The organism is Streptomyces sp. AHU1, assembly GCF_045343905.1.
GTDB lineage: Bacteria > Actinomycetota > Actinomycetes > Streptomycetales > Streptomycetaceae > Streptomyces > Streptomyces triticiradicis.
On record NZ_CP174283.1, the window covers coordinates 1,180,117 to 1,202,182 of the forward strand.

A 22,066-nucleotide genomic window follows, 5' to 3' on the forward strand; every position below is an offset into this window, starting at 1 on the left:
GCGACGGATCGAGCCACGCGCACGCGCGCACGTCACCGGCGGGACGGATCACGACGGAACGGAACCGCGGCCGGGTGGCGGGGGCCAGTGGCCCGACGGCACCCGGACGCGACGCGCTCGTACGCCGTCCCTCACTCCTCCTCTTCGTCGTACTCCCCGTCCTCCTCGTCGTACTCCCCCGCTTCGTCGTCCTCCGGGCTCTCCTCGTCCTCCTCGTCCTCCTCCGGGTTCTCGTCGTCCTCCTCCGGGAGCTCCTCTTCCTCCCCTTCCTCGTCCTCCGGGGTCCCCTCGTCCTCCGGGGTCTCCTCGTCCTCCTCCGGGTTCTCCTCGTCGTCGTAGTCCTCCGCCCCTTCCTCCCCCTCGTCGGCGGCGGCCGCTTCCTCCTCTTCCAGCGCCTCGTCGTGCGTGCGGACCACGTCGCCGCCGCGGATCTCGCCGCGCCAGCCCTCGGCCTCCTCGTCGGTGAGCGTGACGTAGCGCTGGAAGTTCTTGAAGTCCAGCCGCAGACGGCGGCCTTGGGCACGCCAGAGATTGCCGGTCTTCTCGAAGAAGCCGGAGGGGTAGTACTCGACGACGAGCACGATGCGGGTCAGGGTCGGCGTGATCTCGTGGAAACTGACGCAGCCGCGCGTGCTGCCCTTGGCCCCTTCCGAGCTCCACTCGATCCGCTCGTCCGGGATCTGTTCCCGGACGGTCGCCTTCCAACCCCGGGTGGACGGACCGACCTTCACCTTCCAGTCGCTGCCGCCCTTGCCGTCCTGGGAGGCGCTGCGCACCCCCTTGGTGAAACTGCTGAACTTCTCGTACTGGCACCAGTGGTCGTAGGCCTTCCGGATCGGCACGCCGACGTCCAGCACCTCGATGATGTTCATGGTCTTGGTGCTGCCGGACTTGCCCTTGCCCCGCCCCCCCTTCTTGCCGCCGAAGGCCCCCTTGACCTTGTCCACGACGCTGTCCTTGGCGCTCTTGGCCTTCTCCCCCACGATCGCCTTCAGCGGGGAGTCCCCCTGCAGAATGCGAGAACCGGCCTTCAGAAGGGGGCCGCCGTTCTCGGCGACGTCGAAGAGGTGGTCGGTCGCGTCCGCGACCTTGTCCCCGGCCTTGTCCACCAGGTGTTCCAACTGGGCGCCGAGGTAGTCGGTGAGCTCTCCGCGCAGCGCGTCCAGGCCCGAGAGTTCCGTGTCGTCCTTGTCGCGTTCTTTGGTCGCCATGACACTACCTCCGGCGTCCGGAAGTGCTCTTGGCCGTTCTGGACGAAGACCTCTTCGTGGCGGCCTTCTTGGCGGGTGCCTTCTTCGCCGCGGTCTTCTTGGCCGGAGCCGTCTTCTTCGCCGCCGCCTTCTTGGCGGGCGCCTTCTTCGCCGCCGTCTTCTTGGCCGGAGCCGTCTTCTTCGCCGCCGCCTTCTTGGCGGGTGCCTTCTTCGCCGCGGTCTTCTTGGCGGCCCCCTTGCGGGAAGCGGATGCGGGGGCCTGCTTGCCCGACGCGCTTCCGGCACTCCGGCGCTGCCTTCGCGGCCGCTCCGGCTCTTCCTCTTCCTCCGGCTCCTCGTCCTCCTCCGGCTCTTCCTCCTCGGCCTCGCCCTCCGGCTCCTCGTCCTCGTCCTCCTCCGGCTCTTCCTCTTCCTCGGCCTCGCCCTCCGGCTCCTCGTCCTCCTCCGGCTCCTCGTCCTCGTCGTACTCGTCCTCCGGCTCTTCCTCTTCTTCGGCCTCGTCCCCCTTCTCGTCCTCCTCACCGATGCGCAGCCTCCGTTCGCGGAGGGTGTCGGCCAGTTCGCCGAGACGGCGGTCGGCCGCGGCCTTGAGCGCGTGGCGGCCGGCGTCCATCAGTTCGCCCTTCACCTGCTCCTGGAGGTCCGAGACACCGGGAACGTCCGAAAGCCGCTTCAGCCCTTCCGTGGCCAACTGCTGCGGGTCGAGCTTGAATCTGCGGCCGGCGATATAGGTCGCCACGCCGAACGCGAGACGGGCCTTCTTCGTACGCCCGAGCAGATAGCCCCCGGCGACGGCCGCGGCCAGAGCAATCTTGCTTGTGTCATCCATGAACCTTCTCCCTTCGAGCACGCAGCCCGCGCTTCCCCTGGGACCGCGTGCTCGACGGGGCGGCCTCAAGGGAAGCCATCCGTACCTGACGCCCCAAGTACCCCTATATGATGAGATTGCACGCCAATGTCCGAGTACGGGGTCCGTTCCGACGACCGGAGACGCCATGGCCGCAGCAGAGCCCGCGAAACGGCGACCCAGCACCAGCCGAGGTACGACGCGCCGGCCCGCCGACGGCAAGGCGGCCCCGTCCCGCTCCGGAGGCGCAGCCCGGGCCATCCGGTCGGCGGTGGAACAGCTCGGTCTGCTGCTCGGCCAGCCCCCCGAGTCCGTTTCCGCGATCAAACCCACGGACGGCGGTTGGGAGGCCGATGTGGAGGTACTCGAACTGGAGCGCATCCCCGAGACCACCAGCGTGATGGCCACCTACCGAGTGACCCTGGACGAGGAGGGCGACCTGGTGGCCTACGAGAGGAAACATCGCTACACACGTGGACAAATCGACCGGCGCTGAGACATCACAGCCGGTGAAGGGAGGCACCATGACTGTGGTGCCGCAGAGTGGTGGCGGTCTGGCCCGAGGCGGCGGATCCGGCAATCTCTACGACGTTCTGGAACTCATTCTCGACCGCGGGCTCGTGATCGACGTCTTCATCCGCGTGTCCCTCGTGGGCATCGAGATCCTGAAGATCGACGTGCGCATCGTCGTGGCCAGCGTCGACACCTACCTGCGCTTCGCCGAGGCGTGCAACCGCCTCGACCTGGAGTCCGGCAGGAAGGCCCCCTCCAAGCTGACCGATCTCGTCGGCGACACCCTGGAATCCGGCGCGCGGGGCAAGTCCAAGGGGGCCCTGGGCGGCGCCGCCGACGCGATCACCGAGACGATCCGGGAAGTGACGGGCAGGAACGACGAGGAGAAGGAAGAGACGGCCGAGCGACGGCAGCGGCCGGCCCGGCGCTCCTCCCGGCGGGAGAAAAGCACGTCTCGCGAGGAGGAGTGAGCCATGGCCGTATACATCTACTCGATCACGACCAAGGACCATCCACTGCGCCTGGACGGCCTCGAGGGAGTCGGCCCGTCGTCCCCTCCGCTGCGCACGGTGACCGCGGGACCCCTCTGCGCGGTCGTGAGCGACGCGCCGGAGGAACTGCGTCCCAAACGCAGGGACATCGGCCGGCACCAGGAGGTCCAGCAGCGCCTGCTGGAGGACGGCACCGTGCTGCCTCTGCGGTTCGGCTACACGGCCCCGGACGAGAACGCGGTCAAGCAGGCCCTGGAGGAACGGGGTGACGAGTACGCCGACCGGATGCGCCGGGTGGAGGGCTGCGTCGAGTACAACCTGAAGGCGTCGCAGGACGAGGACATGCTGCTGCGGGAGATCCTCACGGAGTCGGAGGCGGCCCGGCGGCTCAACGACGAGATCCGCGCCGGCACGGCGGAGCCCGACGCGCCGCTGCGGCTCGGCGAGATGGTCGCGGGCGAGGTGCAGGCCCGCCAGGAGTCCCTGGCCTCGGGCGTGATCGAGGCGCTCCGCCCGTTCTCCCAGGAGATCGACTCCTCTCCGCCCACCGGGGAGGACTTCCTCAACGTCTCCTTCCTGGTGAACGACGAGCAGGAGGAACTCTTCCTCGCCACGGAGCTGAGTCTCACGCACCAGATGGGCGAGGGATTCGAGTTCCGGCTCAACGGCCCGCTCCCTCCGTACAGTTTCAGCTGACGGAGACGCCATGGGACTGCTCACACAACTCGCCACGCTCCCCCTGGCACCCGTGCGCGGGGTCGCCTGGGTGATGGACCGGGTCCTGGAGGCCGCGGAGGAGGAGTACTACGACCCGGGGCCGATTCGAGCCCAACTGGCCCAACTGGAAAAGCAGTTGGTCGCCGGAGAGATCGACGAGGAGACGTTCGACCAGATCGAGGACCAACTGCTCGACCGCCTGGAGGAGATCAAGCTCCACGAACAGGGCGGCCTGTCGTGAGCGAACCCCTCGCCAACCGAACGGGCGGCTATCCGTCCCGGGCCGCTCCGTCGTACTCACAGGGCTCGTCCGCCAATCTCGCCGACATCCTGGAACGCGTCCTCGACAAAGGCATCGTCATCGCGGGCGACATCCGGATCGACCTCCTCGACATCGAACTGCTCACGATCAAGATCCGGTTGCTGGTCGCCTCGGTCGACAAGGCCAGGGAGATGGGCATCGACTGGTGGGAACACGACCCCTCACTGTCCTCAGGAGCCCGGGACGACCGGTCGCTGGCCGAGCAGAACCGCCGGCTGCGCGCCGAGCTGAACGCCCTGCGCCGGGACAGGGGCATCCCCGAGGTGGACGCGGAACCGCACGGCACCACCGGCCGGAGGGCTGATCACGATGACGACGAGCACGAGTGAACCGGTCACCTACGCGTACGCCGTGGCACGCGCGCACCCGGACCTGGCACGGTCCCTGACCGGGCTCGTGGGAGTGGCCGGCGCCCCGGTGCACCTGATCACCGAGGGCGCCGGGGAGGAGGGGGGCGGGGACGTCGCGCTCGTGGCGAGTCCGGTGTCGGCGGCGGACTTCGGCGAGGAGGGGCTCAGACGGCACCTGGAGGACCTGGACTGGCTGGAGGCGGTCGCGCGGGCGCACCACGCGGTCGTCGAGGCGGTCGCGGCCCGCACCCCCGCGCTCCCGCTGCGGCTGGCGACCGTCTATCTCGACGACGACAGTGCGCGCGGCATGCTGCGCTCTGCGGTGCGGCTGTTCTCCGAGCGCCTGGACCACCTCGCCGACCAGGTCGAATGGGGAGTGAAGATCTACGTCGAGGCGACCGCGCCCGCCGCGGAGGCCGCCCCCGAATCCGCCCGGGCGGCGGACCTCACACCGGGACGTGCCTACCTCAGCGCCCGAAGACGGCAGCGCAGCGACCGGGAGGCCGCCTACCGGGCCGCCCAGGAGGCGGCCGATCGCGTGGGGGAGGTGGCGCGCGCGTACGCGACCGACCGGGCGGCCCACCGGCCCCAGCAGGGCGTCCTGGCGGGCGACGCGGGGGAGAACGTGTTCAACGACGCCTTCCTGGTGCCCCGCGGGCGGAGCGAGGCCTTCCGCGCCGAGGCCGCCGGAGCGGGCCACGGACTGGCGGGTGTCCGCGTGGAGGTCACGGGTCCGTGGGCGCCGTACTCCTTCGCCGTGCCCCAGGACGACGAGGGCACGCGGGGTACGGACGACACGAGGAGCGCGGCCGACCCGGCCGGTGCCGACGGCAGCGACGGCAGCGACGGCACGGTGGTACGAGGTGCCACGTCATGAGCGGGCCCGGCCGCCCGGCCGCCGCCGAACCGCTGCCGGACCGCCAGATCGCGCTCATCGACCTGCTGGACCGGCTCCTCGCCGGAGGGGCGGTCCTGACCGGGGACGTGGTGCTGTCCATCGCCGACATCGATCTCGTACGCGTCTCGCTGCGCGCGCTGATCGTGTCCGTCAGCCCGGAGAACCCGTCACCCTTCGAGCACTCCGGTCCCCCGCGAGGCGGCCATGACGGCTGACGGCGACGGCGCCCTGGGGCCTGCGGATCCCCTGGAGGCGGCGGCCGAGGCCGCGGCCCGCGCCTTCCGGCTCCTCCCGGCCGAGCCCATGGACGGGCCACCGCCGGGCGTGCGGGGCCACCGCGCGGCCGGCCGGATCAACACCGACCCCGACACCGTCGAGCGCGATCTCCTGCGCCTGGTCCTGACGCTGGTCGAACTGCTGCGCCAGGTCATGGAACGGCAGGCGCTGCACCGGGTCGACCAGGGTGATCTCAGCGAGGAGGACGAGGAGCGCCTGGGGGAAACGCTCATGGTCCTGCACGACCGGATGGCGGACCTGTGCGCGGCCCACGGCCTCACCCTGGAGGACCTCAACCTCGACCTCGGCCCCCTGGGCACGCTGCTGCCCCCGCCCGGCTGATCCTCGCCGGCCGCCCGGCCCCGGCTTCGCGCCGAGGGGAACGGCCGCGCTCAGGCAGGGTCCCGCCATGCACCCGGCAGACGACCGGGAACCGCCTCCACCGGTGAGAGTTCGGCGGGACCGACGGGATCCGTCCGAATTCTTCGCAATGGCCCCAATACGGTCAACCGTCAACGAAACAGCCATAGTCACCCGATGGCGGAAGTCCGTGATCTCAGGGGGGCCTCGCCGCCCGGCTCGTGGCCAAAGGCGACCATACTGGGAGGGCACACCGCACCCCACCAGCAAAGTGACTCATGCCGAAGTCCTCCACAGAGCGTCCCACCGCCCCGGAAACAGTCTGGCTGACCGCGGGGCGCCACACCGGCCCCGCCCCGCAGAACGCTCTCCGGGAACACCTGCGGGAACTGAAGAACAGTGAGAAGATCCAGGATTTCCTGGAGAAGGAGAACGCCGCGACGCCGGACGGCCACGTCTTCGAGGCGCGCTGGTTCGTCGACGACGACGTCACCGTGCGGGCGCGGCTCGCCACCGACGGACGTGAACACGTGGACGGCGAGCGGCGCTGGACGCTGGCGGCCGAGGCGGAGCGGCCCTGGGATCCCGGGTGGCCCTCCCCCGCCGCGCTGCTGTGGCCCGAGCGGAGCGACCTCTCCTGGGACCGTGACGCCGCGGCCGGGCTGCTGCTCCAGGACATCAACCCGCTGCCGAAGGACGACGCGGCGCTGCGCCGCCTGCTCAAGGACATCGCCCGGCACAGCTGGAGCATCAACGTCGTCGTCCACGAGGCCATGACCCCCGACGCCGAGGGCCGCCTCCCGCTGACCCGGCTGCTGCCGCCCGCCCTGCGGCACCGCGTGGTGGAACACCGGGCCACGCCCGAGCAGTTCCACGCCGTCAACTGGGCGCTCGGTGACCTCGGGACGTCCGTACCGCGCGGCGGGGCCGTCATCCTGTCCGGCACACCCGCCCGCGTCGGGTTCGACGAGCAGGCGTTCAGGGTGCGCAGCGTCTTCCTCGACGGCTCCGAACCGACGGAACTCCTCGACAAGATCACGCAGTTCGCGGCACTCCCCTGGCCGCTGCCGGACGAGGCGGCGGCGGCGCTCACGGCACTGCGCGAGGACTGGCAGTTGCTGACCATGGAAGAGGAACTCGCCCGTGCGCGCGCCCTGGTGGCCTCGTACTCGGAGGCCCTCGAAGCCATGACGAAGTCGCGCGACCTGTACCGCGAGGCGACCGAACTCGCCCACGCGGCGCTCGCCGAGATGGTCGAGTACCGCGAGGCGGCGTCCGCCGTGCGGAACTCCGCCCGGGGGCAGGACAAGCATCCCCTGACGAAGACGCTCCAGCGCGTCACGGACTCGCTGCTGCCCCGGCGGGCGCAACGCGTCGACGCCCACCTCCAGGAAGCGCGCGAGAGCGAGCAACGGGCCCGCGAGGCCTCCGAGTGACCTCCCGTGGGGCCGGAGCGGTACGCGTGCCGCTCCGGGCCCGCCCCTCGGCGCGGGTTCCGTCAGGCGCCGCGCCAGATGTTGGCGAACGCCGCGTTCTCGATGGCCCGGCGCTGCCGGACGGCTTCCAGTTCCATCACCGCGTCGTGCACGGCGACCAGGACGGTGGTCACCGCCTCGTCCTCGACCGACGAGGTGTCGTCGGCCTGCTCGACGGGGATCCCGACGACCTCGGCGAGCGCGGCGAGGACGGGCTCGTCCGCCGCCCAGCGGTGCATCGCGCGGCTACGGGCCGGTGAGTCCACCAGTTCCATCCGCTCGCCGCCGAACGGCAGCCGGCTCCGCCGTTGCCGGGTCAGCTGGCCCGCCTGTTCGAGGTCGGCCTGGTAGGCCTTGGCCAGATCGCGGCCCCTGCGCCAGAGCCAGTCCTCGACCCGCTCGTACGGGACCTGCCGCACGAGCGAGGACGCCGCCTCGCCCAGCAAACGGTCGTCCGTCGCCGGCTGCCTCGCCGGCGTCATCCTGTCGCCGTCCAGGGTGATGACCTCGCCGGCGAGGAGATCGATCACCTCGGCTCCGGCGAGGGCCAGCGACAGGTCGCCCTGCCCCACAGAACGTTCCGGCTCCTTGTCCATCGTGATGATGAACAAGTCCCTGGCCGTGGTCACGAACGGCTCCCTTCGGAGTACTTCGCCCGGCGCGACCGTCACGCATCGGATCCAGCGCGTCCACCGCGCCACCCTCCGCGGGCGATCCGATCGCCCGCGGAGGAAGGGCACGTCACGATCGTGATCGTAACTCCCGGCGGACCGGCGCGTCATCGAGCCGCGGGCTCCGTCGACGGAGCGAAAAGATGCCATGGTGTGATGATCTTCATGGCCACGTCCTCGAAGAGGGTCCCGGGAACGGTCCGCGTGCGGCCCACGTACGGCCGGTCCGGCCGACGCGCGATGCGCCGGCCGGACCGGATGCCCTCCGTCTGATGCTCCGTCAGCCCTGGCGGGCCTTCAGACGGGGGTTCTTCTTGTTCACGACGAAGACCACGCCGCGCCTGCGGACCACTTGGGACCCGGGCCTGGACTTCAGCGAGCGCAGCGACTTGCGCACCTTCATGACTCTGTCCTCCTCCTGCCGGACTCGGCGCGTTCCGGCGGTCAGCGCCGGTTCGACGCCGCGCGGCCGTAGCGGCGCTCGAAGCGCTCCACCCGGCCCGCGGTGTCCAGGACCCTCGAGGTCCCGGTGTAGAACGGGTGGCTCGCCGACGAGATCTCCACGTCGATGAGCGGACGGACGACGCCGTCCTCCCACTCGATCGTCTTCGCGGAACGCGCGGTGGATCGCGTCAGGAACGCGACGCCCGCGGAACGGTCCCGGAAGACGACCGGACGGGATTCGGGGTGGATGTCGGGCCTCATGCGGCTTCCTCCTCGGTCACTGCGGATGCGTTCGCGGATACGACGGTCACGCCGCCGGGCATGTCCGGCGTGCGGTCAGCGCTCCTCCCGGAACGCGACGTGCCTGCCCGCCAGCGGGTCGTACTTGCGCAGGACGAGCCGGTCGGGGTCGTTTCCGCGGTTCTTGCGCGTCACGTACGTGGCGCCGGTCCCGGCCGTCGACTTCAGCGTGACGACGGGGCGCGCGGTACTGCGGGCCATGAGGTCCTCCTTCGCCCACCATGCGCGGATCTTGACTCGCGCATGCCAATCAGTTACATGGGCTCCAACAGCGCACCGGGCGTCCGCATTCCCGGACCTCGGACGTGGCGTGCGACACGCTCCCGGCGGCGGGCGGCACACGGCGCGCGGGCCGTCGTCCGGCTCGGCTACGCCTCGCGCACGGCCCCGGCGACGACCGAGGCCACCGTCCGCCGGACGCCCTCCGGGTCGGGCGGGGCGCCCTCCCGGCCCGCGAAGAGCAGATGACCGGTCCCGATCAGCGCGAGCGCCAGCGCCTCGACGTCCGCCTCCGGGGTGATGCGGCCCACATCCCGTTCGGAGCGGAGATAGGAACCGATCACCGCCGTCGCCTCGGTCAGCAGCGGGAGGCCGACCGGGGTGGTGGTCCGGAGCCGGGCGCGCAGCGCGTCCCGGGCGACGACGAGACCCAGGATCCCCAGGGCGAGGGACCCGAACACGTCGCCCAGCGCGGCCGTGAGGTTGCCGACGACGGTGCCGGTCCCGGCGGACTCGCGCAGGGCGGCGGCCTGGACATCGAGCCGGGTGATCCGGTCCCGCACGAGCTCGGCGAGGAAGTCGTCGAAGTCGGCGAAGTGCCGGTGCAGGACACCTTTGGCGCAGCCCGCCTCCGCGGTGACCGCCCTGCTGGTCAGCGCGTTCGGCCCGTCGCGCAGCAGGACGCGTTCGGCAGCGGCGAAGAGTTGCTCGCGCGCGTCGCGCAGGGCCACCCCGGTCGGCATGCGGGCGTCCGCCTTTCCCCGCGGGACGGCCCACCGGGTCCCGGCGGATCCTGTCCCATCGACAGCAAGTGGGCGTGCGCCCGCTTGGAGGGCGCGCACTCGTTGACGAGTGGGCGCGCGCCCACTCATAGTGGGCGCATGCCCACTTTACCGTCGGAGGAACCGCGCCCCCCAACGGGCGAACCGCATGAGCACCGACAGGTGGCGGAGTCGTTCGGCTCCGACGCCGAACGCTACGACCGGGCACGGCCGCGTTATCCGCAAGCCCTGGTGGAACGGATCGTCTCCGGCAGTCCCGGCCCCGACGTCCTGGACCTCGGCTGCGGCACCGGGATCGCCTCCCGCCAGTTCCAGGCCGCGGGCTGCACCGTCCTCGGTGTCGATCCCGACGCGCGGATGGCGAGGACGGCCCGGCGGCTCGGCACCGAGGTCGAGGTGGCGACCGCCGAGGCCTGGGATCCGGCCGGGCGCGTGTTCGACACGGTCGTCGCGGCCCAGTCCTGGCACTGGGTCGATCCGGTCGCGGGAGCCGCCGCGGTGAGGCGGGTGCTGCGGCCGGGCGGGCGGTTCGCCGCGTTCTGGAACACGTTCCAGTTGCCTGCCGAGGTGGCACGGGCCACCGCCGCGGCCTGCCGGAGGACGATGCCCGGCTCCCCGTTCGACTTCGAGGCGATGACACGGCCGACCGCGGACCCGTACCGGCCGATGCTCGACAAGGCGGCCGACGGGTTCCGCGAGGTGGGCGGCTTCGCCGCACCGGCGGAGTGGGGCTTCGACTGGAAGTGGTCCTGCACCCGGGACACGTGGCTGGACGTGATGCCGACCCAGGGCATCCTGACCCGGCTCCCCGCGGACGCGCTGGCATCCGTGCTCGATGAGGTGGGAGCCGCCGTCGACGCTCTGGGAGGCCGCTTCACCATGCCCTGCGCGACGGTGGCGGTCACCGCGCTGAGGACCGTGCCGGCGTGACCGTCTCCGCCTGTTCCGCAGGTCCGGACCGAACCCGTTCCGCAGGTCCGGACCCGGCCCGTTCCACGGGTCCGGCGCAACAGGCTTCTCCGGTCACCGCCCGCAGGACCGGGCCCGCGCGGCCCGGTTCCGGCAGCCTACGGACGGCTCCGCCCCGACACCCACCTCCACCGCGCTCCCGCCGCGGCGGGGGCGGCGACGGCGGCGCACCGGTGACGGTCAGGAAGGCTTCGTCGCGGTGACGGCCGTGACCGTCGCCTTGTTGTCGCACTCGGCCAGCACGCCGCCGCCCTCCAGGGCGAGCTGGGTCGCTCCACTGCCGGGCAGACCGACCACCAGGGTCGGGTAGCCGACCGGGGTGGACCCGGACACGCAGTAGCCGTCGGCCTCGCCCTGGACCTGGACGAACGTCATCTTGACCCATGCCTTCGCGGCGGGTGCGAGCACCACCTCGGCCGAGGGGCCGGTGCGGGTCACGGTCAGCGGCTTGTTCTTCTCGGGGGAGCCGTTGGCCGCCCCCGCCACGGTCGGGTACCCCTGCAGGACACACGTCGCTCCGGACATGTTGGTGAACTCGACGATCGCGGCTCCGGTTCCGGTGCCCGGAGGCCGTACGTCGGCCTGGTACATGAACGCCTTCAGGGACTCCGCGGCGCACGTCTTGGTCTTCTTCGTCGCCGGTGTCGCGGTGGCGGGCACCGAGGCCGGGGCCTTGGTCGAGGAGTCGCCCGCGGGCTCGGCCGAGGCTCCCGTGCCGCCGGAGGGCTTCGCGGTCGCCGGGGAGCCGGGGGCCGAGGCGGTCGGCTTCTTCGCGGCGCCCGACGGCGAGGTGGTGGAACCCGCGGCCTCCGGACCCGGCTGGCACGCGGTCATGAGAAGTGCGGCCGCCGACACGGCCGCCACGGCCAGAGCGGCTCCGCGGGCACGCGACCCGAAGTGCATCCCGTACTGCATGGTGTCCCCCGATCGAGCTGTTCAGGTGCCGGTCGCTCACCGGCACTCGTCGCTACAGATCGCCGGACGGCTTCCGTGGTTCACCTGCGCACAGGCCTGTGACACGACGGTGACGCGACGGCTACCGGTCACCGTGGACCACCGGTCCGGACGGCGGCCGCGGTCCGTCCGGTCGGGGCACGGAAGAGGTCCTGGTACCGCGACGGTGCTTGCTCTGATTGCCGGGCGGTTCAGGGGCTGTGTCCGCGTCGTTCGCAGTGGCTGAAGCGGGCCTGGTGTCGCCGCCCGAGGCGCTGTGCAGACCGGTGCAGGATGTGGTCGACCGGGATGGGGCGGCGCCGGTGACAGAAGCGGTCCGACCTCGCCGCGGCCGTCGGCTGCCGGGGTTGACGTACCTGGCAGGTGACCGTGCGGACGCCTGCCAGGAGGGCGGGGACTCCGAGTCGTCCCCATTCACAGGCAGGCAGCTCGCGGAGGCTTCCCGGTACCGGCCCGGGTGAAAGCCGGCCCGGCCGAGGCCCCGCCACAGGTGAAACCGGTCAGCGACCCGCAGAGCGTCGGAGCACCGAGCCGGGCACCCTCGGCATGGGCGCCCGCCCGGTCCCGGCAGATGATCTCCACTCCTGGGTGACGGACCAGCCACGCGGCCAGAGACCCGGCTTCACGTGTCGGGAGGACCTCGACCACGCGATGGTCCTCGATGCTGGTCAGGACGGTGGAGTAGGTCTGACCGTGCCGGATCGCGAAGTCGTTCACGCCCAGACACGCGGCGTGCCGAACTGCGGGTCGGGCAGCGCCATGACCCTGCGCAGCAGGGTCATCCGACCCGTGCCGAAGCCCAGATGAGCGGCCGGCCGGGCGTCGGCCCGCCCCGCCAAGGCGAGAACGGCTCGGCGAACGCCCGACGCGGGCAGCCCCGCCCCACAGACAAAGCGCCGGACCGTCAACCGAACGACGAAGCCCTGTTCAGCGAGCGGAATGTCCTTCGACCTACGGTGACAGCGGTCGTGCACCGGGGCCGAGAAGCGACCGCAGTCCGGGCACGGCGTCTCACGCGCCGCCGTCTCCCACCATCGGACACCGAAGTGACTTTCCGTGACCGCTTCCCAAAGTCTGCGCCAGAGCCGAGTTCTGACGTCAGGGTCCGGTTGAGGGCTTCGCGGATCGTCACGAGTTCTGAAGGCACCTGCCGTTCGGCCAAGTCAGGTCGACGGGCAGCGACAGGGCTGCCATAAGGTTCCAAGATCGCTTGACCTTGCCGCAGAGGGATGGGCGGCAGTGCCTCCGTGGAGCGCATGAGCGGACGGGGTCACCTCATCCGAGATCTCGGCCCTGTGCCGCCGGACCTGAGGGTGGTGCGTCCCCGACCGCGGTTCGAGGCACTGCTCTGCGCTGATCCTTGAAGACGGACCTCGGCACCGGGGCCGCTGTCCTCCCCCTCCGGCGCACAGCCACAGCAGTCCTGCCATGCCATGTCATGGCCGTGCGCCAAGCGGGGAGGCGCCCGCACCTCAGCCCACCGGCGGCTCGCCCGTGGCGGTGGTGCGGGGCGGGGAGGCGAGAGTCGCGCTCACCAGGTTGCGTATGGACTGCTTGTCGGGGCTGACGCCGTAGAACAGGCTGCGGAACAACATCAGTCCGGCCCACATGTCCAGCACCGTGGAGGTGTCGGCATCCCGCGGGAGGGCGCCGCGGTCAACCGCACGGTCGAGCACCACGAGCGACTGCTTCTTGCGCTGCTCGATGAGTTCCTCGCGCAGGCGCTGACCGAGTTCGGGGTCGGCCGCCGCGTCCGAGACGAGGGCCGGCAGAACCAGCCTGACCTTGGGCGAGCCGTAGATCTCCGCAAGCGTCTCGGCCACAGCGACGATCTCCTCCTTGCTGTCACTGATGTCGGCGACGGGCACTTCCGGCAGCTGCACGCGCACGGCGTCGAGTACCAGTGCCGCCTTGTTGGGCCACGACCGGTAGATGGTGGCCTTCCCCACCGCGGCCTCCTGCGCGATGCCCCCGATCGTCAGCCGGGAGTAGCCGAGGGCTCCGAGCATCCGCAGCGTCGTCGAGAGGATGCGCTCGCGCGCTTCCAGGTCCCGCATCCGCTGACCGCCTTCGTCCGACACCGGGGCGAGAGTTCTCTTTTGTCCCATGGGTTGATGAGTCCTCCGATCGCGCATGGCGGAGGCACGCACCGCCGTAGCAAACGGCCCCAGAACGAGCCGTCTCGTTCTTGCATGATGAGGGGCACCGAGCCATTACTCAAGCCCGACACTCTGATTGTCGTACCGCCATGGAAGCCAGAGAGCACGGGGAGGTCCTTGCCCCGTGCTCTCTCGCGTGGTCTCGAGCCGTCATGCATCAGGACCCAGGTCACGAGGGTCGTTGAACCGTCGTCTCCCTCTCCGCGAGCCAGCCGGATATCCGCTCGGCGATCCCCGCACCACGGCGGGCCCAGCGGACGTGGTCGATACGTTCGCCGCCGTCGGGGCGATAGTGCCAACGTTCCACTTCGGCCGCAGGGAGTTTGGCGCACAGACGGTCGACCGCGCCCGCGGGGGCCAAGTGATCGCCCGCCACCGACACCGCCAGTACCGGCAGGGTGACCGCGCCGAGGCGTGCCCCGTAGTCGATGTCGGCTCCGGCCGGCGCGAAGCGGCCGGTACGGCAGATCCGGGCCCAGTCGCGCATCAGCCGGGCCGGCTGACGGCCTCCAAAACCGAGCCGATGCCCCGGCCAGAAGCCCCAGAGGGTGGCGATCAGAGCGACGAGTTGCGTGGACGCCAGCACTCGGTAGCGCGCCACACCCCGGAATCCGCGGAAGTCCACCGAGCCGGCCGCGACGAGGAGCAGGCCGTCCACCGACTTGGGTTCGCGTGCCAGGTACAGCACGCCGACCTGGCCGCCGATGCTGTGGCCCAGGGGGTAGAGCGGCACGCCGGGGCCGAAGCGCCCGCGCACGGCGTCGAGGACCACCGGCCAGTCCCGAGAGGCGAGTTCGTGGTAGCCGTGACGTGTGCTCCGGCCGGGACGGGGGCGGCTCGCGCCCTGGCCCCGCAGATCGACGGCCACCGCGGCGATGCCGAGGGCGGCCAATTGCTCGCAGAACGGGTCGTAGTAGGTTGCGTCGACCCCGAGCGCCGGCCAGATCACGATCACTGCACGCGGCGGGTCGACGGGACTGGTGACGCGTGCCGAAAGGGACGACGGGGGCGGCCCCTCAGCCCCCCTCAGCGGGATCCGCCAGACCTCGGCTCCGGCTTCCCTCTCCCCCTGCCCGTCCATCACAGCGTCCCGTCGAGCAGCATGTACGCCAACCGTGCCTCCTGGGTCTCACGGGACCACCGTTCCGCCGCCTCCATCCGCTCCTGGACACCGGTGTCGACCAGGCGGCGGCCCGGCCAGATCTCGTAGTCGCCCAGAAGGTGACCGTGTTCGGCGAGGCCTTCCTGGAACAGGGATTCGCGGCGGAAGAGCACCTCGGCCATGGGCAGCTTCTCCCAGAGGCGGCGGCCCTCCTGGATGAGGGCCTGGAGACGGGGCCGCTGGTCGGGGTGGCGGGTGAGGTGGTCGCGGATGACGGCGCTGCCGACGGCGAGATGGCGGATCTCGTCCATGTTGGCCCCCCGTTCGACGAGGGCCGCCGAGGGATCCAGCAACTTCCACTTGCGCTCGCTCAGCTCGGCCGCGGGCGCGAGGACGCCTTCCACCAGGACTGTCAGCACGAGCACACCACCGTGGAAGTCGCCCTGGTCGCGCAGGACATGCAGGCCGAACTCCTCCAGCGGGTCCAGGACAGCCGCCCCCGAGGAGGCGGCAGTACGCGCGATCGCCCCTGCGAGTTCACCGGCCGGGACTCCGGCCGTAAGCAGGTGCTCCCTGAAGACTCGCGCGTGCCGGGCCTCGTCGATCAACTGCGTGGAGAAGAACTCCAGGCAGTCGTTGTCCGGCGCGTGGAAGACGAGGAAGGACAGCGCGCGGGCTGCCTTCTCCTCGGCCAGGGTGCGGAAGGTGAACTCGTCGACGAGGGCATCGTGCAACGGGCCGGGGCGGGTCACCGCCTCGGTCGGGGCATCCGCCCGCACCGTGCCGTCGGCGAGTCGGCGCAGCATGGAACCGGCCACGTGCTCGATCCAGTACGGCAAATTGCAGATGCCGGGGGTGAGTTCCAGGCTCCGGGCACCCTCCAGTACACCCGGAGCAGTGTCCCAGTCGGCCTCGACTGGAACCACTGGAATCTGGGTCTGGGGCTGGGTCTGGGTCATGGTGCAGTCCTCGTTTTCCGGTGGCTGTCTGTCTTGGTGGTTGTGGAGGTCATACGGCGCTGATGGCCCGCAGCAGGTGCCATACGGCGCCCGCCCGCACCCGGTCCTGGAAGGCCACGTACTCGGGCTCGACCACGTGCGGGGCCCACTTGAGCTTGAACGCCTCCTGGGTACGGGCGGGGTACAGGGCCGCGCCACGCCGGAACACCTGCCGCAGCGCTCGTGTCAACAGCGGTGAGGCCGTGGCGGGTTCGAGGTCCGGGTGGAGCCCGGCGAACGGGGTGAGGCCCAGGTGCAGCCACTGCGCGCCTTCATCGGCGAACGCGGTCAGCGCCGTCAGGTTGACGAGTTCGATCGTGCCGACCGGCGCCCGGGGCGAGCGGCGGGTGAGGTCGTAGAGCCAGCCCGGACGGCTGCCCCAGACGGGCGAGTAGGTGATGTAGGCGACGGTGTCACCGTGTCGGCGGGCGAGGAAAGTGCGGCGCAACGGCCTTCCTGGGCCGTCGCGTTCACCTATCAGGAACGACAGCTCCTTGACGTGCCGTCCCTTGGCCCGGAGCCAGGCCTGGTCGATGTCGTCCAGGGCCCGCTGGTCGGAGAGGTCCTGGGGGCCGGCCTCCACGACCGTCACTCCCTCACGGCGGGCGCGGGAGACGTTCTGCCGGACCTTGGCCAGGGCCTTGCCACGGAGCGTGAAGCGGCTCAAGTCGATGCCGTAGGAGCTGCCGATCTGGTTCGCCGCGAAGCCGCGGCGGGTGTACAGCGGCAGGTCCTCGTGTCGAAGCTGGACAGCCGTGAGCACGGAACCCGGGCCGAGGTGCCGGAGGTAGTCGTCGAGGAGGTCGCCACGTGCGGACGGCTCGGTGAAGGGGGCGGCGAACTGGATGTGATGGCGGCGACCGGGCAGGTGGGCGACGACCCCGGGCACCGTGCCGCTGCGGTAGTGGCGGGTGCCGGCGTTGACGGCGAGGAAGGCGCTGGGGTGGTCGGCGTACTCCCTGAGGACGTCGAGCGCGGTCGGCATCTCGGCGGGGGCCCTCATATCGCCGCCCGCTCGGGCCGCTCCTGGCGTGAACCCACCACGTCCGCACCGGGCTTGAGTTCGTTCTCCAGACGTACGAAAGCAGGGTGCGGCTCCGGTTCGAAGGCCACGGCGAAGGGCTTGAGGAAGTTGCCGAGCAGTCCGCGGTCGCCGCACAGATGGATCGGGACCGCGAGAAGGGCCCATTCCGGGCGCACCAGCCAGGCCCAGAGGGCTACGACCGCTCCCGCGGTGAGCCAGCTGTGCATGGCGTTGTAGAGGACGTAGTACACGCGCGGGATCTCGCCCCCCTTGAAACGGTGGTGGGCCAGGGCGCCGGGCAGGTAGCCGATGACGTCGATGTACGAGAACAGGGCGACGGCGACCAGCCAGCGCACCTCGCCGAGATGCCACAGGAACAGACCCGCGCTCAAGGCCAGACCGGCGCAGTACTCGGCCCGCAGCAGCCTGAAGGTGGTGGGCGTCTCGAAACGGTTGGCGGCATCCATCACGCGGCCCTTCCACGGACGTTCTCGGCCGGCTCCTCGTCCCCCAGCAGCGTCCGCAGAATGTGCTCGATCGTCTCCCGCAGCACTCGCTCCGCCACCGGATCGATGATCCCCGCCAGGCTCGGCAGGCCGAAGTCGAACGTCGCGGCGAAGCCGACCTGCGCGGTGCCATGCGGTCCGGCGGTGACGTCCCACCGGCCGTCGAAGGACTCGAAGTCCCCCTCGGTCTGGCGGAAGACGATGGACCGGGCCCGGTCGTCGAAGACGTCCTCCTCGCTCCACGCGAGGACCCCGTTGCGAAAGTCGACCTCCCAGTCGCTGAGGACGGACGAGCCGGGCGGGGCCGGATGGACGGTCACGGAGCGGACCCGGTCCACGAGGTCCGGGTAGCGGCCGAAGTCACGCACCCGCGCATAGGCCTCGTGGGGGGACAGGCGGGTGTCGTCATAGAGCAGTTCCACCGAACGCATGGGTGGAGTTCCTTTCGATGCGGGCCGCGGCACTACGCGGCCGGGAAGCGCTGGGCCAGGGCACGAAGGGCACCGTCGAGCGCGTCGTCCAGGTGGTCCAGCTCACGCTCGCCGAGCACGGCCGGCGGGGTGAGGCGTACGACGGTGTGCGCGTTGAGGGAGTGATTGGCGATCACGGCACGGTCGAGGAGTTCCAGCAGGAACTCTCCCGCCAGCCCCGCGTCGGCGAACTCGGCGCCGACGAGCAGGCCGAGACCGCGCACCTCGCGCACCAGGTGCGGGCAGTGCCGGGTCGCCGCGGCCCGGAACTCCGCCAGGATGCGCCGCCCCAGGAAGGCGGCGCGCTCGACGAGTCCCTCGTCCTCGACGACGCCGATCGCGGCCTCGGCGGCGGCCATGGCCAAGGGCGCGGCCGAGAAGGTGGACGTGTGCAGGAACGGGTCGCGGTCGAAGGCGGCGAAGGCCTCGGCGGTGGCGACGGCCGCGGCCACGGGGACCACGCCCCCGCTGAGTGCCTTGCCGACGAGGAGCACGTCGGGAGTGACTCCTTCGCGGTCGGCTCCCCACCACTCACCGAGCCGTCCGAGGCCGGTCATCACCTCGTCGAGGACGAAGAAGGCGCCGGAGGCGGCGCAGGCCGCCGCCACGTCCTTGAGGTAACCCTCGGGAGGTATCAGAACGCCCGCCTCGCTCTGCACGGGCTCCACGATCACGACGGCGTCGTCGGCATCGGTGCCCAGCGCCTCGCGCAGCGCGTCCGCGTCGCCGTAGGGCACGTGCGTGGTGTCCGGCAGCAGGGGGGTGAAGGGATCGCGGTAGAGGAGCTTGCCCGTGGCGGACAGGGCGCCGAGGGTCTTGCCGTGGAAACCGCCCACGGTCGACACGATGCGCCGGTGCCCCCGGCTGCGGGCCAGCTTCAGGGCCGTCTCCACGGCCTCGGCACCGGAGCCGGCGAAGTGCACCCGCTCCAGTCCGGCCGGCGCCACTCCGGTCAGGGCGGCCGCCGCGCGCGCGGCCTGCGGCTCCAGCAGCAGCCGGGTCGCCAACGGATGGGTGCGCAGCTGGCCTTCCACGGCGGCGACGACCCGCGGGTGGCGGGCGCCCACGAGGAAGACGCCGTATCCGCCGCAGTTGAGGAAGGCGCGGCCGTCCTCGGTGTACACCCAGGAGCCGGCGGAGGCGACCTCGACCTGTCCGCCGAACATCTCGCCGAGTTTTCCCCGCCCGCGGCTGAGGTGCTGTTTGTAGAGACGGGCGGTCTCCCGGCCCTCGGCGCTCGCCATCACCGCACCCGCAGGGGGGCGCCGTCGTGGTGGTCGAGCAGCGCCTGGGCGGTGGCCCCGCGCGAGGGCGGGTGAAAGGCCAGGGCACGGCTGACGGCGAGCAGGTGGCCGACGTCGGAGGCGGTGGCGAAGGCCAGGCCGCCCAGGAGTTCGGCGGCTCGATCGGCCGCGGAGACGAGGAGTTCCTGCACGGCGTAGCGGGCGGTGAGGACGGTGGCGAGTTCGGCGTTGCCGACCGTGTGCTCGTCGACGATCCGGGCCACGTTCTCCGCCAGCCCGATGGCCGCCTCCACCCCGGTCAGCAGTGCGGCCCGGTCGGTGGCGCTGCCCTTGCCGGCGCTGAGGGCGCTCTCGGCGAGCCGCGCGACGGCGCCCGTGTAGACACTGGTGACCAGCAGCTCGAACCAGACGAACCCGACGGTCTGCAGGGTGTCGAGGCCCGTGCCCAGTTCGGTCTGGGGCCTCAGCATCAGTTCCTCGGGGATGTGCACCTCCTCCAGAACGACCTCGTCGCTCTCGGCGCCGGCGAGGAAGGGGGCCTTCCAGAACGGGCGGCGGGTGATGCCCGGCGAGTCGGCGGGCACCAGGGCCACACCGAGTTCGGTGCCGCCGTCCTCGCGGGGCAGGGCGACGCTCGCGGTGATGAGGTTCATCGACGCCGACAGGCTGCACGGCTTCTTGCTGCCGCTGACGAGGTAGCCGCCTTCGACCGGGACCGCGAGCACGCCGGAGTCGAGAACGCCCGTGCCGGTGCGTCCCTCGGCGAACGCGGAGCTGACCAGCAGCCGGTCACGGGCGATGCCCTCGATGACCAGCCACTCCAGACCGCCCGCGTCGGCGGAGGCGACGAGCGCTACAAGGCTCGCGACGGAGAAGTTGTGCATCGCCGTGGCCACGCCGAGGGAAGGTGACAGAGCGCCCAGTGCCCGGGACACCCGCGCCGCCTCCAGCGCGCTCGCACCCGCTCCGCCGTACGGCGTGGGTACCAGCAGGCCCGGTCCGCCGTGGCGGCGGAAGAGTTCCGGTCCGGGGCTGCCGGACGACTCGAGTCGCGTCAGGGGCACTTCGGCCAGGACCTCGGCGAGTCCGGGCAGGAACTTCTCGCACGCCTCACGTGCGCTGTCCATGCCGCGCGTCACGTGGACACCTCCTCTGCTTCGGCGTCGTGCGATCCGGGCTGCGCGAACACCGCCGCGCCGGGACGCACTCCGCGGGCCACGCTGACTCCCTGCAGATGGGAGGTGCGCAGGATGGGGTAATTGGCCTCGCCGCCCGGGCCGCCGGTCAGTCCGGTGCCGCCGTGGGTGGGCAGCAGGGGCAGGAAGCCGATGTGGGAGTCGTTGACCTTGAGCAGGCCACCGTTGCGGATCCGGCGCAGGAAGGCGTCGATGGTCCGCTCGCTGCCGGACCACAGCGAGTTGCGCAGTCCGTATTCGTTCATGTTGACGAAATCGGCGACGGTCACGAGCAGTTCGGCGTCGTCGGCTTCCTCGGGGACGACCACGGGCAGCAGCGGGAAGAACGTCTCATGGCGTACGGCATCCACCTCCCGGGCCGTCTTCAGGCCGCCCACACGCAGCACCGTGGGCTCCAGGAAGAGCCCACGGGTGTCGTCGGGCCGCCCGTGCACGTCCAGTCGGCGGCCGCCGCACACCAGCTCGGCGCCTGCCCCGGTGGCTTGGGCAAGGACGTCGTAGAACTTGTCGGGGCGCAGGACGGGCGACAGCAGCGCGTCGGGTGCCTCCGGGGGGCCGGGCCTGATCGCGGCGGCCCGCTCCCGCAGCCGGGCGAGGAGTTCGTCGGCGACGCGGGGATGGACGACGGCGCAGTTGGGCACCATGCAGATCTGCCCGGAGCCGTAGAAGGCCTCGGCGAGCGCCTCGGCGGCCAGGTCGAGGTCGGCGTCGTGCCAGACGACGCAGATGTCGTTGCCCGCGAGTTCGAGGACGGGTTTCTTGCCGTGGGCGACACATCGGGCGCCGAACGGGATGCCCTGCTCGCTGCTGCCGAAGTACATGATGTCGTCGACCAGGGGGCTGGCGAGCCACTGGTCGAGAGTGCCGCGTGCGTCGGAGCACAGCACCGACAAGGCGGCCGCGGGGGCTCCCGCCCGTTCGAGAGCGGGGGCGATCAGCTCGCGCAGCGCGTACATGACGCCGAGGGGGGCGCTGCGCGGCGCGCGAACGACGAGGGCGTTGCCGGCCGCGAGCGCCCAGATGCCGAGCAGGGCATTGGCGACGGTGGCATTCTGCGGCGGGTTGAGGCAGACCACCCCGTCGGCGACCCGGCGGACCTGGAGGGTGCGTGGGCCGTCGTGCGCGGTGTACTGCATCTGGCGGGCCAGGAAGGACCGGGTGGCGGCGCCGGTGTTGGCGAGCATCCCGGCCGCCTCCCACCGGGCCAGGGCTCTGGGGTGTCCCTCGGCGATCATCAGGTCGACAAGGGTGTCGTGGTGGGTGCGCACCAGGTCGTGGAACTCCTCCACCACCCGCATCCGGCGTTCCAGCGGCTCGGCCGACCATGTGCGGGCGGCACCGGCCGCGAGCTCCAGGGCGGCGTTCATGTCGGCGGCGTCGGCGGTGGCGCACCGGCCGACGACGTCGGCGCCGGACTCCTCGGGCCGGACGCGGCCCCGCTCCAGACCGCGCTTGAGGCGGACGGCGCCGAAGAAGTCGTCCAGCATGGCGGAGGCGCGCAATGTGTAGATCCACTGCTGCCCCGGCTGTTCGGTACCGCCGATGTAGGAACCGTAGCTGAGCATCGG

General features: G+C 71.3%; 29 protein-coding genes. 10 read left to right on the top strand and 19 right to left on the bottom strand.

The window, feature by feature from the left end; translation table 11 throughout:
* Nucleotides 1–131: 131 nt before the first annotated feature.
* Nucleotides 132–1,211 carry an SRPBCC family protein gene (locus tag ACICHK_RS05435; RefSeq protein ID WP_406835955.1) on the bottom strand — a complete coding sequence of 360 codons (1,080 nt, stop codon included), beginning with the start codon at nucleotides 1,209–1,211 and terminating at the stop codon, nucleotides 132–134.
* 4 nt (nucleotides 1,212–1,215) lie between these two features.
* Nucleotides 1,216–2,040, bottom strand: a complete 825-nt coding sequence (locus ACICHK_RS05440) for a histone protein (RefSeq protein ID WP_406835956.1) — start codon at nucleotides 2,038–2,040, stop codon at nucleotides 1,216–1,218.
* A 166-nt stretch (nucleotides 2,041–2,206) separates the two neighbouring features.
* Here ACICHK_RS05440 and ACICHK_RS05445 point away from each other — a divergent pair, with 166 nt between their 5' ends.
* From ACICHK_RS05445 to ACICHK_RS05485, 9 genes are all read left to right on the top strand, one after another.
* Nucleotides 2,207–2,554, top strand: coding sequence for a gas vesicle protein (locus ACICHK_RS05445; RefSeq protein ID WP_406835957.1), 348 nt, complete (start codon nucleotides 2,207–2,209; stop codon nucleotides 2,552–2,554).
* Nucleotides 2,555–2,582: 28 nt separating this feature from the next.
* Nucleotides 2,583–3,041, top strand: a complete 459-nt coding sequence (locus tag ACICHK_RS05450) for a gas vesicle structural protein GvpA (protein ID WP_406835958.1) — start codon at nucleotides 2,583–2,585, stop codon at nucleotides 3,039–3,041.
* Nucleotides 3,042–3,044: 3 nt separating this feature from the next.
* The gene (locus ACICHK_RS05455; protein WP_406835959.1) at nucleotides 3,045–3,758 is read left to right on the top strand and encodes a GvpL/GvpF family gas vesicle protein; all 714 of its coding nucleotides are present in this window, start codon (nucleotides 3,045–3,047) and stop codon (nucleotides 3,756–3,758) included.
* Nucleotides 3,759–3,768: 10 nt separating this feature from the next.
* Entirely contained in the window at nucleotides 3,769–4,020 is a 252-nt protein-coding gene (locus ACICHK_RS05460) for a gas vesicle protein GvpG (RefSeq protein WP_406835960.1), read from the top strand.
* The gene (locus ACICHK_RS05465) at nucleotides 4,017–4,430 is read left to right on the top strand and encodes a gas vesicle protein (protein WP_406835961.1); all 414 of its coding nucleotides are present in this window, start codon (nucleotides 4,017–4,019) and stop codon (nucleotides 4,428–4,430) included. The genes ACICHK_RS05460 and ACICHK_RS05465 overlap by 4 nt, the downstream gene beginning before the upstream one ends.
* Entirely contained in the window at nucleotides 4,411–5,328 is a 918-nt protein-coding gene (locus ACICHK_RS05470; RefSeq protein ID WP_406835962.1) for a GvpL/GvpF family gas vesicle protein, read from the top strand. Before ACICHK_RS05465 ends, ACICHK_RS05470 begins: the two co-directional genes overlap by 20 nt.
* Entirely contained in the window at nucleotides 5,325–5,564 is a 240-nt protein-coding gene (locus ACICHK_RS05475) for a gas vesicle protein (protein ID WP_406835963.1), read from the top strand. The genes ACICHK_RS05470 and ACICHK_RS05475 overlap by 4 nt, the downstream gene beginning before the upstream one ends.
* The gene (locus ACICHK_RS05480; protein WP_406835964.1) at nucleotides 5,554–5,967 is read left to right on the top strand and encodes a gas vesicle protein K; all 414 of its coding nucleotides are present in this window, start codon (nucleotides 5,554–5,556) and stop codon (nucleotides 5,965–5,967) included. The genes ACICHK_RS05475 and ACICHK_RS05480 overlap by 11 nt, the downstream gene beginning before the upstream one ends.
* A gap of 296 nt (nucleotides 5,968–6,263) precedes the next feature.
* Nucleotides 6,264–7,421, top strand: coding sequence for a hypothetical protein (locus ACICHK_RS05485; protein ID WP_406835965.1), 1,158 nt, complete (start codon nucleotides 6,264–6,266; stop codon nucleotides 7,419–7,421).
* A gap of 62 nt (nucleotides 7,422–7,483) precedes the next feature.
* On the opposite strand, the gene ACICHK_RS05490 is transcribed toward ACICHK_RS05485, so the two are convergent.
* From ACICHK_RS05490 to ACICHK_RS05510, 5 genes are all read right to left on the bottom strand, one after another.
* A complete protein-coding gene (locus tag ACICHK_RS05490) occupies nucleotides 7,484–8,089 on the bottom strand; it encodes a GPP34 family phosphoprotein (RefSeq protein ID WP_151467194.1) in 606 nt (201 codons plus the stop codon).
* A 322-nt stretch (nucleotides 8,090–8,411) separates the two neighbouring features.
* Nucleotides 8,412–8,534: a type B 50S ribosomal protein L36 gene (ykgO, locus tag ACICHK_RS05495; RefSeq protein ID WP_151467193.1), complete on the bottom strand. Its 123-nt coding sequence runs from the start codon at nucleotides 8,532–8,534 to the stop codon at nucleotides 8,412–8,414.
* 41 nt (nucleotides 8,535–8,575) lie between these two features.
* A complete protein-coding gene (locus tag ACICHK_RS05500) occupies nucleotides 8,576–8,836 on the bottom strand; it encodes a type B 50S ribosomal protein L31 (RefSeq protein ID WP_151467192.1) in 261 nt (86 codons plus the stop codon).
* A 75-nt stretch (nucleotides 8,837–8,911) separates the two neighbouring features.
* On the bottom strand, nucleotides 8,912–9,076 hold the full coding sequence (gene rpmG / locus ACICHK_RS05505) for a 50S ribosomal protein L33 (RefSeq protein ID WP_151467191.1): 165 nt from the start codon (nucleotides 9,074–9,076) through the stop codon (nucleotides 8,912–8,914).
* A gap of 167 nt (nucleotides 9,077–9,243) precedes the next feature.
* Nucleotides 9,244–9,837 carry a TetR/AcrR family transcriptional regulator gene (locus ACICHK_RS05510; protein ID WP_406835967.1) on the bottom strand — a complete coding sequence of 198 codons (594 nt, stop codon included), beginning with the start codon at nucleotides 9,835–9,837 and terminating at the stop codon, nucleotides 9,244–9,246.
* Between the two features lie 138 nt (nucleotides 9,838–9,975).
* Between ACICHK_RS05510 and ACICHK_RS05515 the strand changes: the two genes are divergently transcribed.
* A complete protein-coding gene (locus tag ACICHK_RS05515) occupies nucleotides 9,976–10,806 on the top strand; it encodes a class I SAM-dependent methyltransferase (RefSeq protein WP_406835968.1) in 831 nt (276 codons plus the stop codon).
* A 219-nt stretch (nucleotides 10,807–11,025) separates the two neighbouring features.
* On the opposite strand, the gene ACICHK_RS05520 is transcribed toward ACICHK_RS05515, so the two are convergent.
* The 12 genes from ACICHK_RS05520 to ACICHK_RS05575 all read right to left on the bottom strand — a co-directional run bounded on the left by ACICHK_RS05520 (nucleotide 11,026) and on the right by ACICHK_RS05575 (nucleotide 22,063).
* Complete coding sequence (locus ACICHK_RS05520) at nucleotides 11,026–11,760, bottom strand: DUF4232 domain-containing protein (RefSeq protein WP_406835969.1); 735 nt, start codon at nucleotides 11,758–11,760, stop codon at nucleotides 11,026–11,028.
* Nucleotides 11,761–12,213: 453 nt separating this feature from the next.
* On the bottom strand, nucleotides 12,214–12,516 hold the full coding sequence (locus ACICHK_RS05525; RefSeq protein WP_406835970.1) for a hypothetical protein: 303 nt from the start codon (nucleotides 12,514–12,516) through the stop codon (nucleotides 12,214–12,216).
* Nucleotides 12,513–12,773: a hypothetical protein gene (locus ACICHK_RS05530; protein WP_406835971.1), complete on the bottom strand. Its 261-nt coding sequence runs from the start codon at nucleotides 12,771–12,773 to the stop codon at nucleotides 12,513–12,515. Before ACICHK_RS05530 ends, ACICHK_RS05525 begins: the two co-directional genes overlap by 4 nt.
* A 498-nt stretch (nucleotides 12,774–13,271) precedes the next feature.
* The gene (locus ACICHK_RS05535) at nucleotides 13,272–13,907 is read right to left on the bottom strand and encodes a TetR/AcrR family transcriptional regulator (protein WP_406835972.1); all 636 of its coding nucleotides are present in this window, start codon (nucleotides 13,905–13,907) and stop codon (nucleotides 13,272–13,274) included.
* A 220-nt stretch (nucleotides 13,908–14,127) separates the two neighbouring features.
* Nucleotides 14,128–15,039, bottom strand: a complete 912-nt coding sequence (locus ACICHK_RS05540; RefSeq protein WP_406835973.1) for an alpha/beta fold hydrolase — start codon at nucleotides 15,037–15,039, stop codon at nucleotides 14,128–14,130.
* Nucleotides 15,039–16,019 carry a VlmB-like protein gene (locus tag ACICHK_RS05545; protein WP_406835974.1) on the bottom strand — a complete coding sequence of 327 codons (981 nt, stop codon included), beginning with the start codon at nucleotides 16,017–16,019 and terminating at the stop codon, nucleotides 15,039–15,041. The genes ACICHK_RS05540 and ACICHK_RS05545 overlap by 1 nt, the downstream gene beginning before the upstream one ends.
* A 49-nt stretch (nucleotides 16,020–16,068) precedes the next feature.
* The gene (locus ACICHK_RS05550; RefSeq protein ID WP_406835975.1) at nucleotides 16,069–17,061 is read right to left on the bottom strand and encodes a phosphatidylglycerol lysyltransferase domain-containing protein; all 993 of its coding nucleotides are present in this window, start codon (nucleotides 17,059–17,061) and stop codon (nucleotides 16,069–16,071) included.
* On the bottom strand, nucleotides 17,058–17,549 hold the full coding sequence (locus tag ACICHK_RS05555) for a hypothetical protein (RefSeq protein ID WP_406835976.1): 492 nt from the start codon (nucleotides 17,547–17,549) through the stop codon (nucleotides 17,058–17,060). Before ACICHK_RS05555 ends, ACICHK_RS05550 begins: the two co-directional genes overlap by 4 nt.
* Entirely contained in the window at nucleotides 17,549–18,019 is a 471-nt protein-coding gene (locus ACICHK_RS05560) for a type II toxin-antitoxin system RatA family toxin (protein WP_406835977.1), read from the bottom strand. The genes ACICHK_RS05555 and ACICHK_RS05560 overlap by 1 nt, the downstream gene beginning before the upstream one ends.
* Before the next feature lie 32 nt (nucleotides 18,020–18,051).
* Complete coding sequence (locus tag ACICHK_RS05565) at nucleotides 18,052–19,302, bottom strand: aspartate aminotransferase family protein (protein ID WP_406835978.1); 1,251 nt, start codon at nucleotides 19,300–19,302, stop codon at nucleotides 18,052–18,054.
* Complete coding sequence (locus ACICHK_RS05570) at nucleotides 19,302–20,441, bottom strand: acyl-CoA dehydrogenase family protein (protein ID WP_406835979.1); 1,140 nt, start codon at nucleotides 20,439–20,441, stop codon at nucleotides 19,302–19,304. The genes ACICHK_RS05565 and ACICHK_RS05570 overlap by 1 nt, the downstream gene beginning before the upstream one ends.
* On the bottom strand, nucleotides 20,438–22,063 hold the full coding sequence (locus tag ACICHK_RS05575; RefSeq protein ID WP_406835980.1) for an aldehyde dehydrogenase family protein: 1,626 nt from the start codon (nucleotides 22,061–22,063) through the stop codon (nucleotides 20,438–20,440). Before ACICHK_RS05575 ends, ACICHK_RS05570 begins: the two co-directional genes overlap by 4 nt.
* Nucleotides 22,064–22,066: the final 3 nt, after the last annotated feature.

Bases quoted from the DNA above. Each gene is read 5' to 3' on its own strand.
- ACICHK_RS05440 (WP_406835956.1), bottom strand. From the start codon at position 2,040: ATGGATGACACAAGCAAGATTGCTCTGGCCGCGGCCGTCGCCGGGGGC.
- ACICHK_RS05470 (WP_406835962.1), top strand. From the start codon at position 4,411: ATGACGACGAGCACGAGTGAACCGGTCACCTACGCGTACGCCGTGGCA.
- ACICHK_RS05535 (WP_406835972.1), bottom strand. From the start codon at position 13,907: ATGGGACAAAAGAGAACTCTCGCCCCGGTGTCGGACGAAGGCGGTCAG.
- ACICHK_RS05575 (WP_406835980.1), bottom strand. From the start codon at position 22,063: ATGCTCAGCTACGGTTCCTACATCGGCGGTACCGAACAGCCGGGGCAG.
- ACICHK_RS05500 (WP_151467192.1), bottom strand. From the start codon at position 8,836: ATGAGGCCCGACATCCACCCCGAATCCCGTCCGGTCGTCTTCCGGGAC.
- ykgO (WP_151467193.1), bottom strand. From the start codon at position 8,534: ATGAAGGTGCGCAAGTCGCTGCGCTCGCTGAAGTCCAGGCCCGGGTCC.
- ACICHK_RS05450 (WP_406835958.1), top strand. From the start codon at position 2,583: ATGACTGTGGTGCCGCAGAGTGGTGGCGGTCTGGCCCGAGGCGGCGGA.
- ACICHK_RS05455 (WP_406835959.1), top strand. From the start codon at position 3,045: ATGGCCGTATACATCTACTCGATCACGACCAAGGACCATCCACTGCGC.
- ACICHK_RS05475 (WP_406835963.1), top strand. From the start codon at position 5,325: ATGAGCGGGCCCGGCCGCCCGGCCGCCGCCGAACCGCTGCCGGACCGC.
- ACICHK_RS05565 (WP_406835978.1), bottom strand. From the start codon at position 19,302: ATGGCGAGCGCCGAGGGCCGGGAGACCGCCCGTCTCTACAAACAGCAC.
- ACICHK_RS05555 (WP_406835976.1), bottom strand. From the start codon at position 17,549: ATGGATGCCGCCAACCGTTTCGAGACGCCCACCACCTTCAGGCTGCTG.
- rpmG (WP_151467191.1), bottom strand. From the start codon at position 9,076: ATGGCCCGCAGTACCGCGCGCCCCGTCGTCACGCTGAAGTCGACGGCC.
- ACICHK_RS05485 (WP_406835965.1), top strand. From the start codon at position 6,264: ATGCCGAAGTCCTCCACAGAGCGTCCCACCGCCCCGGAAACAGTCTGG.
- ACICHK_RS05560 (WP_406835977.1), bottom strand. From the start codon at position 18,019: ATGCGTTCGGTGGAACTGCTCTATGACGACACCCGCCTGTCCCCCCAC.
- ACICHK_RS05480 (WP_406835964.1), top strand. From the start codon at position 5,554: ATGACGGCTGACGGCGACGGCGCCCTGGGGCCTGCGGATCCCCTGGAG.
- ACICHK_RS05520 (WP_406835969.1), bottom strand. From the start codon at position 11,760: ATGCAGTACGGGATGCACTTCGGGTCGCGTGCCCGCGGAGCCGCTCTG.
- ACICHK_RS05510 (WP_406835967.1), bottom strand. From the start codon at position 9,837: ATGCCGACCGGGGTGGCCCTGCGCGACGCGCGCGAGCAACTCTTCGCC.
- ACICHK_RS05545 (WP_406835974.1), bottom strand. From the start codon at position 16,019: ATGACCCAGACCCAGCCCCAGACCCAGATTCCAGTGGTTCCAGTCGAG.
- ACICHK_RS05540 (WP_406835973.1), bottom strand. From the start codon at position 15,039: ATGGACGGGCAGGGGGAGAGGGAAGCCGGAGCCGAGGTCTGGCGGATC.
- ACICHK_RS05445 (WP_406835957.1), top strand. From the start codon at position 2,207: ATGGCCGCAGCAGAGCCCGCGAAACGGCGACCCAGCACCAGCCGAGGT.
- ACICHK_RS05435 (WP_406835955.1), bottom strand. From the start codon at position 1,211: ATGGCGACCAAAGAACGCGACAAGGACGACACGGAACTCTCGGGCCTG.
- ACICHK_RS05515 (WP_406835968.1), top strand. From the start codon at position 9,976: ATGCCCACTTTACCGTCGGAGGAACCGCGCCCCCCAACGGGCGAACCG.
- ACICHK_RS05550 (WP_406835975.1), bottom strand. From the start codon at position 17,061: ATGAGGGCCCCCGCCGAGATGCCGACCGCGCTCGACGTCCTCAGGGAG.
- ACICHK_RS05460 (WP_406835960.1), top strand. From the start codon at position 3,769: ATGGGACTGCTCACACAACTCGCCACGCTCCCCCTGGCACCCGTGCGC.